The sequence below is a fragment of the uncultured Polaribacter sp. genome (assembly GCF_947501385.1).
In the GTDB taxonomy this organism is placed as follows: Bacteria; Bacteroidota; Bacteroidia; order Flavobacteriales; family Flavobacteriaceae; genus Polaribacter.
The window spans coordinates 224,934-238,085 of record NZ_CANMVP010000001.1 but is presented as its reverse complement, the minus strand read 5'-3'; the positions used below and the strand labels follow the sequence as shown (position 1 = coordinate 238,085).

The window sequence follows — 13,152 nt, the reverse complement described above, 5'->3', positions numbered from 1 at the left end:
TTAAATTAAAAAGTCACATTTAAGCCTACAATAATCTGAAATGGTCTAGGATAAATCCCTTCATCAACAATATCATAAACCTCTGGAGTCAAACCATCATATTTAGTTAAATAACCTAGATTATAAGCACTTAAACTCAAATTTAAACCTGACAATCCTAATGTGTCCAATCTACTGTCTTTTACGTTGAAATCGTAACTCAAACTCACCTCTCTAAAGGCAAGGAAATCCCCGTCTTCCATGTACAGCGTGCTGTCGGTGCCGCCACCGACTCTATTTCCGATATTGGAATTGGAAGTCCCTAACAGACCTCTAATATGATTTCTATAGCCATTATCAAAATCGGAGGCGTTGTCATACCTTGGATATTTGGCTATGTCTCCTTGGTTCTGCCAGAAATCATCCCGTAGCACATCGGTCAAGGTCATCACATTGTTACGTGCGTTTGCATTTGCCCTGGCTCTCCATCCATTTGAAATAACATGCCCCAGTGCATAGTCCATAGCTATTCGTAAATTCAAACCTTTATAATTAAAGTTATTAACGAACCCGCCAGTAATATCTGGGGTTTCGTACCCTACAAAAACTAAATCTTTTTCGTCAATGATGTTATCATTATTGACATCTCTCCAAATAGCATCACCTCCATTTTTCGGTACTCCAACTTTGGACCCAGAAACAAAAGTGTCAACAGGGGCATTGGCAGCATCTGCATCAGTAGCATAAACACCTATTAAATCAAATGCCCAAATTCCATAGGGTCTTTCACCTTCTGCCAATCCTCCAACTTCTATTTCGCCACCCTCGGGATTATAAACTACTCCTCCAAGAATCCTATTCTTGTCTCTTCCATTTTCTGGGAGCTCTTCAACTAAAGTTTGGTTATATGCAAAATTAAAATCGGTATGCCATTTGAAATTTTGTGTTTTTACGATATCGGCCCCTAATTCAATTTCGAATCCCGTATTGCTTAGACTGCCAAAATTATCTCTAATAGAGTTGAACCCAGTCTGCTGTGGAATTAGTCGGCTTACCAAACGGTCTTCCGTTAGCTTCCTGTAAAAGTCAATAAGTACATTTACTCTGTTATTAAAAAAAGCCATATCTAAACCAACATCTAATGTGCTTGTAGTTTCCCACTTTAATCCTGTATTGGAAAGTCTTGATAATAAAGCACCACCCTGAAAATTATAGGATCTTGTACCAAATTCACCTTGGGTATCTTGTATTTGTAAGCCAGCCAATGACCCTGCTTGTCCCCAACTTCCTCTTAATTTTAACTTGTTAACAGTTTCGAATTCCCAAAAATCTTCTTTATGAATATTCCAGCCAGCAGAGAAAGCAGGAAAAAAGGCGAATTTATTGTTTGGTGCAAATTGGGAGGCTCCATCATTTCTGTAACTGGCTTCTAAAAGATATTTACCTTGATAATCATAACGAATTCTTCCGAAATTACTAAAAAGCTTATTTTCAAAAATATTACTCGTTACTCTTTCGAATTCAGTAGCTGAGGCGTTTAGGGTAATGATAATATCCGTTGGTGCATTCGATCCTTCTCCTGAGATAAATTCTGTTCTTTCTTTTGTGTAGTTGATACCAAATAAAAAATCAAAATTGTTGTCTCCAAAACTTTTGTTATACTTAAAGACTCCATTCAGTAATAATTGATTGAACCCAAACTCGTCTCTTTGTGCGCTTCTGGTCGGAATTTCGGGAGATGCTCTTTCAAAAAAGTTTAATGTACGATCGTCTCGAAAAAACGACACAGAAGGTTCGAATGAAAAGCCTTCAAAAATTCTCCAGGTAGCTCCTAAATTAAGGGTTGTCAAATACCTTTTTCTATCAAAATCCCTGTAATATAATTCGTGTAATCTATTTCTTGGCGAGCTTGTACTTTCACCTAAGGCTGGTGTGCCATCATCATTTAGCAATCGAAGCGTATGAGGCAGTCTTGAGGATCTGTTAATTGTATTTCTGTCGCTTATCGCAGATTCATCTTCCTGATAGCTAAAGTTAACTCCTCCATTTAGCGTTAAGTTCTTTCTAACATCAAAACTACCATTAAATAAACCAGTGAACCTATTAAAGCCTGTACCTAAAATTGTTCCTTCCTGATCGATATAGCCTAAACTAATGTTGTAACTCCCAGTTTCGCTACCACCATTGGCGCCTATACTTAAATCATTTAACTGCGCAGAGTTAAAGAGGACGTCATTATAATTATTATCTTTAAAAATTAATGTTTTATTAGTAACTGGATCCACAAGTGTTTGAAAACCTTGGTTTTCTAATAGGTCTGAAACGTATGCTTGACCTTCAACACCAATTAAATCATCTAAGAAAGTTAACGTGTTTCTTGTGAAACCATATTGACCTCGTTTTGTTATTCTTTGTGTTGAATATCCAAAAGCTGTATTGTCGAGTCTTGCTCCAGGACTTCCCAGATTGATACCTTTTTCCCCAGCTATTCTTGAGACCTTAATATAATCCGCTGCGCTTGTAAATGGATATTGTTCAATTTGTTTTGCTACACCTGATTTATAGTTTACAGTAAACTGCCCTTTGCTATTTCGTTTTCCTGACTTAGTAGTCACTAAAATAACACCGTTCGCTGCTCTAGCACCGTAAATAGTGGTTGATGCTGCGTCTTTTAAAACTTGTATAGATTCTATATCCAACGAATTTAAGCCGTCCAAACTATTTCTAAATACCCCGTCAACAATATATAATGGCGAATTGTTGCCGCTATTAGAATCAGGTTGCGTTCCACCACGCAAGAAAACGGTAGCAGCCTCTCCAGGTTGTCCAGATGTTGGTAGTATTGTTAAACCAGCAACCCTACCTTGCAAGGATTGAATCGCATTTATTGAGGGATTTTCTTTTATTTGTTCTGTTTTAACTTTAGAAATGGAACTACTTACCAGATTTCTTGATTGCGTGCCATAACCTACAACTACAATCTCATCTAATTGTTGCGAGTCGATCTGCATTGTAACATTTATTATTTTTTTTTCATTTACAGAAATCTCAGAAGTAATATATCCCAAATATGAAAACAATAGCGTGTCTGAATTTTCAACATTTATAGAATATTTTCCATCAAAGTCTGTGGTAGTTCCTATCGAATTTCCTTTAACAATAATACTTACTCCAGGAAGCGGAGTGCCCTTATCATCATATACAGTTCCGGTAACATTTTTTTTAGTTTGCCCATATCCATCGATTTGGCATACTAGTAGTATTAATATGAGTAGCTTATATCTCATTATTATAAGAATTTAGTTAAACTTAATTATAAAATTATATTGTCCTACAATATTATTATGCTAATGTATTAATATATTTTAATTTAACAAAGAAAATAGTTAACTTTGTTTTTTTTTATTATATAATTAAAATTAATTAGGCCTAAATAACTGTTCAATATGGATAAAGTCAAAATCAAACCCGTTCTTAAAGAAAGTATGGTAGATCAAGTAGAAAATAATTTGCGTTCTTTTATTAGAGAGAAAGGGTTTAAACCAGGAGATACTTTGCCAACAGAAAATGAACTAGCCACTAGTATGAATGTTAGTAGAAATGTTGTTCGAGAAGCATTAAGTAGGTTTCGGATGCTAGGTTTAATTTCTTCAAATAAGAAAAAAGGGATTCAATTATTAAATTTTGATATTTTTCCTGCTCTTGAACGTGTTTTAGATCCCACAGTAATGAGTAAGGATACTTTGCACGAACTTTTTGAATTAAGGATAATGCTAGAAATTGGCATGGCAGATGCTTTATTCCGAAATGTTACCAAAGAAGAAATAGATTTTCTTTATAAAATGATTGTTTCTTATGAATCTAATGAAAATAAAGAACAAACTAAAATAGATTATGAAATTGATTTTCATTCTTACCTTTACAAAATCACTAAGAACCGAACGCTTTGTGGTTTTCAAAAATACCTAAAAGTTGTGTTCGATTATGTTCTTAATCTTGAGGCGAATACGAATTTAAAAAATATTCCTGTAAAAAAAGTAAATCATTTAGAATTAGTCCAATGCCTAGAAAATGGAACTATAGAAGAATTTAGGCAAAAAATGCATGATCATTTTAATCCTTATGCTGTTTTAGGAATTTTTCTCAGAAATCAAAGTACAATTGAAGATTAGCATATTTTAAATGTATGGATTATTAAAAAACTCTTAGAAAAGAACAAGTAGAAAGCAAAAGTATTAAGGCACAAAAGAGCAGATAAGACACTTTAAAAAGCATATCATCCGATTAGAAGAAAAAGCTGGTATTCGTTTGCATCTATGTATGCGAGAACTATTTAGCTTAGTAGCTTTTGATAAGGAAAATTTAGACAAAAGAAAGTAAAGACGCACCCGACTTACCACTGATAAAATTACAGTGTAAGTCTAAAACTAAATAATTTTAATAGATTTGTGAATAGCAACTACCAAATAATTTACGTTAAATATCAACCAAATAAAATTACTTCTAAATCATAGGGAAGGCTTTAACCTTTAATTTAAAGTAAGAATCCCAAATGAAACAAAAGAAGTTATAGAAGAAATTTGTGCTTTTTCAAATGCATCTGGTGGTACTCTTATTTTGGGTGTAGATGATGCTAATAATATTTAAGGAGTTGCTTTTAATAATGCAAAATGTTCTGCATTACAAAATTCTATAAATGAAATTACACCCATATTATATTGCAATATTTCTACAACAACTATTGATAAATAGAAATTATAGCAATTGTAAGTTTCTTCGGGTATACAAAAAGTAATATTAGATTTTTTGCAAAATCTCTTAGAAGATTATAAAACCTGAAATTTCATTGAGATTTCACCTCTATTATTTTTGCGCAGACCCAAAAAATTTTCAAAATTATTAGGCATTTTATGGCACTTTTTAAGAGTCAAAAAAAGTGTCACAGAAATCATATGAAGCAGTTGATGTTAAGTAGAGATTCACATAACTTTGTAAATTTCAACAAAAAGCTATTAGCAAAGCTATTCTTTCTAATTTTTAACTACCATTGAAGTGATTTGTTTCTAATGAATTCAATACAATTGTTTTTTAATAGCACATAGCTAAAGTTGTGTAAGGCCTTCTTTTTTAATGATATATAATCAATTACAAGTGTACAGACTTATAAGTTGAAGGTTAGTTGTATTAATCTGGGGTTTTGTTGTAGAGTTATATTGTGTTTTTTTTGATTTTAGTTCCATATTAAAGACTAAAACATTAAGGATAGTGAATAAGGAAAAAAAACAAGAGAATTCTAAAGTGTATGATGCCATTGTAATTGGTACTGGTATTTCAGGAGGATGGGCCGCCAAGGAATTGTGTGAAAAGGGACTTAAAACCTTAGTGTTGGAGCGGGGTAGAATGGTTAAGCATATAAAAGATTATCCAACTATGTATGTAGATCCATGGGAGACTGAATTACGAGGTGAAAATACATTAGAAGATAAAAAAAAACAATATAAACAAAAACGGACTGGTTACACTACAAGACGCGAAAGTAAACATTGGTTTGTTAATGATTTAAAACACCCATATAACGAAACCAAACGCTTCGACTGGATACGTGGTTATCACGTTGGTGGTCGTTCCATTATGTGGGGCAGACATAGCTATAGGTTAAGTGATCTTGATTTTGAAGCTAACAAAAAAGATGGTCACGGTGTAGATTGGCCTATCCGTTATAAAGATATTGCTCCCTGGTATAGTTATGTAGAATCTTATATTGGCGTTTCTGGTAAAAATCTAGGTCTTCCTCAATTTCCTGACGGGGTATTTTCGCCACCTATGGAATTCAATTGTGTTGAAAGCCACCTTCAGGACAGTATTGCTAAAAATTATGACGATCGGATATTGACACACAGTAGATTGGCTCATATTACTGGTGATAAAGAACATGAAGGCAGAAGCAGGTGTCAATTTAGAAACAGATGTATTCGAGGATGTCCTTTCGGGGGGTACTTCAGTAGTAACTCCAGTACTTTGCCTGCAGCAGAGCGAACAGGTAATATGACGATGCGTCCTAATTCTATTGTTTATGAAATTATATATGATGATACTTTAAAAAAAGCAATTGGTGTTAGGGTTATTGATGCCGAAACAAAAGAGAAATATGTTTTTAATGCAAAAGTTATTTTTTGCTGTGCTTCATCTATGGCGACAGCGTCTATATTATTACAGTCTAAATCTAAAAGGTTCCCTAATGGATTAGGTAACGATTCTCTCGAGTTAGGGCATAATATTATGGATCATCATTTGGGTGCAGGTGCTTCTGGAAAAATTTCAGGGTTTGACGATAAATACTATAAAGGAATAGGTCCTGGTGGTATTTATATTCCCAGATTTAGAAATTTAGGAGATAAGAAAACTGAAACGAAGAAGTTTCTAAGAGGGTATGGTTACCAAGGTAAAGCAAACAGAAATGGTTATGATGAGCCTATTGCAGAGTTGGCATATGGCAAGGAATTAAAAGAAAAAATACTAGAACCAGGATCTTGGCGTATGATTTTTGGTGGTTTTGGAGAATGTTTACCAAACCATAATAATAAAATGACACTTGATTATGATAAGCTTGATGAATGGGGATTGCCAACGATTACATTTGATGCTGAATGGAAAGAAAACGAACTGGCTATGCGAGAGGATATTATAGAACAGGCTGTTGAAATGCTAGAAAAAGCGGGATGCACAGATATTAAGATACGTAACAAATTAAATGCGCCTGGCATAGGAATACACGAAATGGGAACCGCCCGTATGGGACGCGACCCAAAAACATCGATATTGAATAAAAACAATCAAATACACAGTGTCCCGAATGTCTATGTTACTGATGGTGCTTGTATGGCATCATCAGGGTGCACCAATCCATCGTTAACATATATGGCACTAACGGCTAGGGCTGCAAATTATGCTGCCCAGCAACTAAAAAAACAATAAATACTATGAAAAGAAGAGAGGTGCTTAAAAGTTTGGGTTTATCAGTCGGGTATGTTATTGCAGTTCCATCTGCATTAAGTATATTACATAGCTGCAATACGAAAACTAGCGTATGGAATCCTACTTTTCTAACTATAGAGGAAGGTATTATTTTAAAAAATTTGGTTGATATTATCTTACCTAAAACAGAAAATCTTCCAGGTGCTTTGGATGTAAATGTCCCTGAGTTTATAGATTTGTATGTTTATAAGGCTTATGATAAAAGAGAAAAAGAAGAATTCAAATTGGGTTTAGCTTCAATTATGATGGCTTTGAATGTATTTAAAAGAGAGGTTTCAGAATTAAACTCTAAAGATTATGACAATCTATTATCCAAATATTTGAAAGCGGATAGGAATCAGCTAATATTATTTTTAAAGGATAAAGAAGATAGCATTATTTTAAAAGCATTACAAGTTATAAGAAAATATACCATTTGGGCTTATAAAACAAGCGAGCAGGTAGGTAAAAATATATTGGCATACGATCCAATCCCGAGCATTCAAATGGGATGTGTATTGGTAGAAGATGTTACTGGAGGTAGAGCATGGTCTTTATAGATAATTGCTAATTTTAATACCAGAAAAGTAAGTAAAATCAATTTTATTTATTAAAACTAAAAGTCATCAAATAATAAGACAAAATTAAAATATATAAATTTTAGTATTAAAAAATCAAATACAAATCTTATAGAGTAAAGACTCTTTTTAGGTAAGGGTAAAATGGCAGGATGGTTTTAATGCAAGGAAATTCTAAAACATCAATAAAAAAGATGTTGTGGATATGAAGATGACTAAGGTATTAGAATCCGTTTATCATTTATTCTTTAAGGAGTATGCTTTTCGATAATTGCTTAGTATGAAATGCTGACTTAGAAAAAGTACATTTTAAAAATTGAATGAATAAAATTTGTAAAGAAATAGAGTAAACTAACAGAAATAATTTATCAAAAGAACAATAAAATATAATATTATGGCAAGCAAAAACAAATTATCAAGAAGAAGATTTCTGAAAAAGACAGCGGTTGGTTTTGCTGGTATTTCAATACTTCCATCATTAGGATGGTCTCAAGAAACTAAAACACCTACTATTATTAGACTTGGTTTTATAGGTTTAGGCAACCGTAGTCTAAAATTGGCTAAATCATTTTCGAATTTGCCAAATGTTGAAATCGTAGCATGTTGTGATGTGTACGCTCGAAAAAATATACGTTTTGCTAAGAAATTTATAAGTAAAACAAATACCTTAAAAAATGTAAGTAAAGAAGTTGATTTTTATAAGAATTATAAAGATTTAATTTCCAGGAAAGATGTCGATGCCGTGGTTATTGCAACACCAGATCATTGGCATGCACTAATAGCCATTGAGGCATGTAAGGCAGGTAAAGATGTTTATCTCGAAAAGCCTATGACTTTTACCATTAAAGAGGGGCAAGAACTGGTAAAAGCTGTTCGTAAAAATAATATAATCCTTGGTATCGGCAGTCAACAAAGGTCGTCTCCTGGATTCAGACACGGTATAAGTCTTATACATAATGGTGCATTAGGGAAAATTAAAACTGTTCACGCATATGTTGGAGGTCCGCCTAAACCCTACGACCTTCCAGAAGAGAATATTCCAGAAGATTTAGATTGGGATCTATGGCTGGGACCTTTGCCAAAGAATATTCATTTCAATAATCAATTGTGTCCTCCAATCAGCCTTAATCCACCTAAAGATGAGCAAGTATTAGCGGCATGGCGATGGTATAAAGAAATGGGTGGGGGATATACTACCGACTGGGGAGCACATATGTTTGACATAGCACAATGGGGAATCGGAATGGATAGAAGTGGTCCTGTTAGAATCTCACCCATTGGGAATAAAACGGAATTTTTAGAGTTCGAGTATAAAAATGGCGTAGTGATGACCACCAAGCCTTTTAACGAAAACAAAACTAAAGGTGTGAAATTTATCGGGGAAAAAGGATGGATTGAAATGTCTAGACGCTCTTTTAAAGCGTCTAATAAAGATTGGATTCCTACTAAAAATATGTCAAAAAAGCCTACAGAGTCACATTATGCTAATTTTATACAATCAGTAATTGAAAGAAGAGACCCGATTGTTCCTGTCGAAATTGGTCATAGCTCATGTACTGTTTGTACGTTAGGCAATATTGCTTTTGATCTTAAAAAAACCATAAACTGGGATCCAGACACACAAACGTTTACTAAAGATAAAAAAGCTACAAAAAAATTACATTATAGATACCGTAATCCTTGGAAATTAGGTTAATGATTGTAATCTTTTTAAATTCTATTGTTTGTGTAATGCTTTGTAAGGTATAGTAAATAATAAGCAAATTTTTAAACCATTCTTAAAATTGATTTGTTGCTGTTAACAATTTATATCAATTAAAAGGTTATAATAATATTGTGTTTTTTTAACTAAAGAAGTTGTAACATTTGAAAGTAACGTAAAAATATCTACGTAATGCCATTAGATTTACCCTTTCATAATAAAATAGCAAAAAAGAATAGAATAAAATAGTAAGATAATTCTAATCTACAAAAAAGATGATTACGGTGTCCAAGAAAATAAAAGTTCTTAGAAATAGTTTTAAATTGGATTATTTGAAATTTATTAAAATAATTACAATTGTAATACTCTTATTCTCCTGTAATAATATAAAAGATATTAAGGTAAGCGAAAAGCAAGCGTATGACCCGACATGGGTATCGCTAGAAAATTATAATTGTCCAAAATGGTTCAGTGACGGTAAATTAGGAATTTGGTCTCATTGGGGGCCAACGTCAGTTACCGAATTCGGCGATTGGTACCAACGTCATTTGTATATAGAAAGTCCTGAAACTATGGAAGGGTTTTCTCTATTAGATTGGGAAGCTGCCAGAGGAAAGATTGTGTACGATTTTCATAATAAGACCTATGGACATCCCTCCTTTGTTGGAGCTAAAGATATATGTAATTTATGGAAAGCTAATAAGTTCGAACCAGAAAAACTAATGAAATTGTTTAAACGTGTCGGAGCAAAATATTTTGTTGCATTAGCAAACCATCATGACAATTTTGATTTATGGGATTCTAAATATCAACCTTGGAATAGTATGAATATAGGTCCAAAAAAAGATATTGTTGGGTTATGGGAAAAGGCGGCACGAAAAGAAGGGTTACATTTTGGTGTAACTGTTCATGCAGCACGTTCGTGGTACTGGATGCAACCTGCACATCAAAGTGATGCACACGGACCATTAAAGGGCGTTCTTTATGATGGTGTACTTAGAGAAAAGGATGGTAAAGGAACTTGGTGGGAAGGCTATGATCCCCAAGATTTATACTGTAAGCCTATTAAGCCTAGGCAGAGAATACCCGACCAAGAATATATAGATAAATTTGTGTTGCGTACAAAGGATTTAATTGATTCTTATCACCCTGATTTGCTATATTTTGATGACGGTCAATACCCTAACGTGTCCAAAGATATTAAAGTTAATGCGCCCATAGGTTTAAATATGTATGCTTATCATTATAATCAACACGCTAAGTGGTCTGGGGAAAAAGACCAAGCAGTGCTTAATATAAAGCGCCCAAAAAGTAAAAAAGCGATTGTTTATGATGTGGAACGAGGAGCCTCAGGAAAGAAAATGAAATATCCATGGCAAACAGATACTTGTATTGGCGATTGGTTTTACAAAAAAAATGTTAATTATAAATCGGTAGACAAAATTGTAGATATGTTTGTTGATATAGTGAGTAAAAATGGAAATCTCTTATTAAGTGTGCCTCAACCCAACAATGGTGTACTCGATAATCAGGAAATAGCTATTCTTGAAGGAATTGCCGAGTGGATGGATATAAACAGTGAAGGAATTTATGCTACAAAACCTTGGGCTGTTTTTGGTGAAGGTTATGTGGCTACTCAAGGAGGACGTGCAACCGAACGTAAAGAGACTATAAATTATACTGGTGCCGATTTTCGTTTTACTCAAAAAGAAGGTGTGGTTTATGCCTTTGCTATGGACTGGCCAGACAAAGAACAGGCTGTAATTCAAGCGATGTCAAAAGACTCACCTTTGGTAAACGGAAAAATTAGTAAAATTACTTTATTAGGATACGGTAATTTGTCTTTTAATCGAGACAAAAATTCTTTAAAAATCAATTTGCCTAATCGAGTGGTAGGCAAGTATGCTTTTTGTTTTAAAATAGAAGGTTTAACAACTATTTTCGAGAACGGAAAGGATACATTGCTAAAAAAAGAATAAGCATATTTAAAAGTAAAAAAGAAACTTATAGAAAAAAAGGAGTAACAGCTTAATACATTATATAATACAAAATTTAGAATTTAAAAAAGTAATAAATAGCCAATAAAAAAATAGAATATGAGAGTACCATTAACTATTGTTAAAAAATCAATTTTTATTATTGGTTTTCTAGGATTATCAAGCTGTGTGGGGCAGACTGCTACAAAAAAAAACAATCCTAATATCGTACTTATTATGTCAGATGATCAAGGGTGGGGAGAAACAGGATATAATGGTCACCCCGTTCTTAAAACGCCTATTCTCGACGAAATGGCAAGAACAGGACTAAATATGAGTCGTTTTTACGCCGCTTCTCCAGTTTGTACCCCTACACGAGTTAGTTGTATGACAGGCAGACATGCTAATAGGTCAGGTGCATTTAGTTGGAATTGGTCAACCAGACCAGAGGAGATTACAATTAGTCAATTGCTTAAAAATTTTGGTTATAGCACAGGACATTTTGGTAAATGGCACATTGGTGCAATTAAAGAAGGGTCACCCGTTTCACCAAAAGCGTTAGGTTTTGATGAAAACGTATCACATGATAATTTTTTCGAAATGAATCCATTGCTTTCCAAGAACGGTGGAGAGCCACAAGTTTATGAAGGAGAAGGATCTGAAGTAATTGTCGCCGAGGCGATGAAGTTTATTGAGCAATCTAAAAAAGACGGGAAACCATTCTTTGTGGTTATATGGTTTGGTTCTCCTCATGCGCCTTATTCGGGCACAGAAGAAGATGTAAAACTTTATGAGCAATATGGCAATACAATAAGTAGGCGTTTTGCTGAAATTACAGCAATGGATAGAGCTATTGGTCAATTTAGAGATAAACTTACGCAGTTAGGAGAACGGTCAAATACTCTTATTTGGTTTAATTCTGACAATGGTATTCCAAAGTCAACTGAATTTACACAAAAAGAGCGTGAGTACTATTATAACGGTTCTTTTAGGGGGTATAAGGGAGATTTGACCGAAGGGGGTCTAAGAGTTCCCGCTATTATCGAATGGCCAGCAGTTATCGACTCTCCCATTGAGAGTAACTATCCTTGTGTTACCTCTGATATATTACCTACCATTTTAGAAATTCTAAAAATAGACGTTCCAGTTGAACGCCCGATGGATGGAATTAGTATATTACCAGTTATAAATGGCGAAAAAATAACTGTACGCAACAAACCAATTGGTAGCTGGGTATATCCTTTTAAAAACGAACTTATTAACGAACCTTGGATTAAAAATAGTGCTCTTAATAATATGATAACTTTTACTGCTAATAATAAGGATCCAGAAGCAAAAAATGAATTTGGTAATAAGAGAAATTTTGTCAATTATAAACATCCAGAAGTGTTAAAAGAACCGTTTTTCGGAAGAGCAACTTGGATAGACAATAATTATAAGCTTATTGTTTACAATAATCGAAAACGTGAGCTTTATAATCTACGCACAGATATTGGGGAAGTGTATGATATATCTAAGGCAAACAATAATATATTGGAGAGAATGTCTCAAGAACTTAAAGAGTGGCAGGTATCTGTAGAAAATAGTCTTGCAGGGAAGGATTATAAAAACTAATGTATTAAATATTGATTCTTTGTACTATCAATATGTATATACCAAGGCAAACTCACACTTATTTTTTTCTATGGATAATCTAATTTTTAAATTGAGTTGTTCATTATTATTGTATCTATTCTGTTCAATATAGTATCATAAAAAATATTATAAATAGTTTACTTTTTCATTTTCATTTTTTTTGTTAAAAATTAATTAATTATGTATTTTAAGTTTAAAAAATTAATAAAATAATAATATTTATATGCTAAATAGCATTATTATATAAAGAATAGGCAAAATAATATCA

8 protein-coding genes are annotated in these 13,152 nt (G+C 33.4%); 7 read left to right on the top strand and 1 reads right to left on the bottom strand.

Going from position 1 to position 13,152, the window contains the following annotated elements:
- Positions 1-5: 5 nt before the first annotated feature.
- Positions 6-3,266, bottom strand: coding sequence for a SusC/RagA family TonB-linked outer membrane protein (locus Q0998_RS00845; RefSeq protein WP_299664883.1), 3,261 nt, complete (start codon positions 3,264-3,266; stop codon positions 6-8).
- Between the two features lie 159 nt (positions 3,267-3,425).
- Between Q0998_RS00845 and Q0998_RS00840 the strand changes: the two genes are divergently transcribed.
- The 7 genes from Q0998_RS00840 to Q0998_RS00815 all read left to right on the top strand — a co-directional run bounded on the left by Q0998_RS00840 (position 3,426) and on the right by Q0998_RS00815 (position 12,863).
- Positions 3,426-4,151, top strand: a complete 726-nt coding sequence (locus tag Q0998_RS00840) for a GntR family transcriptional regulator (protein WP_299664880.1) — start codon at positions 3,426-3,428, stop codon at positions 4,149-4,151.
- A 373-nt stretch (positions 4,152-4,524) separates the two neighbouring features.
- Entirely contained in the window at positions 4,525-4,626 is a 102-nt protein-coding gene (locus Q0998_RS19370) for an ATP-binding protein (RefSeq protein WP_366943584.1), read from the top strand.
- A gap of 618 nt (positions 4,627-5,244) precedes the next feature.
- Positions 5,245-6,954: a GMC family oxidoreductase gene (locus Q0998_RS00835; RefSeq protein ID WP_299664877.1), complete on the top strand. Its 1,710-nt coding sequence runs from the start codon at positions 5,245-5,247 to the stop codon at positions 6,952-6,954.
- A 5-nt stretch (positions 6,955-6,959) separates the two neighbouring features.
- Entirely contained in the window at positions 6,960-7,553 is a 594-nt protein-coding gene (locus tag Q0998_RS00830; RefSeq protein ID WP_299664874.1) for a gluconate 2-dehydrogenase subunit 3 family protein, read from the top strand.
- Between the two features lie 412 nt (positions 7,554-7,965).
- Positions 7,966-9,267, top strand: a complete 1,302-nt coding sequence (locus Q0998_RS00825; protein WP_299664871.1) for a Gfo/Idh/MocA family oxidoreductase — start codon at positions 7,966-7,968, stop codon at positions 9,265-9,267.
- A gap of 338 nt (positions 9,268-9,605) precedes the next feature.
- Positions 9,606-11,252, top strand: a complete 1,647-nt coding sequence (locus Q0998_RS00820; protein WP_299664869.1) for an alpha-L-fucosidase — start codon at positions 9,606-9,608, stop codon at positions 11,250-11,252.
- 186 nt (positions 11,253-11,438) lie between these two features.
- Complete coding sequence (locus Q0998_RS00815; protein WP_299664866.1) at positions 11,439-12,863, top strand: sulfatase-like hydrolase/transferase; 1,425 nt, start codon at positions 11,439-11,441, stop codon at positions 12,861-12,863.
- The last annotated feature ends 289 nt before the right edge of the window (positions 12,864-13,152 follow it).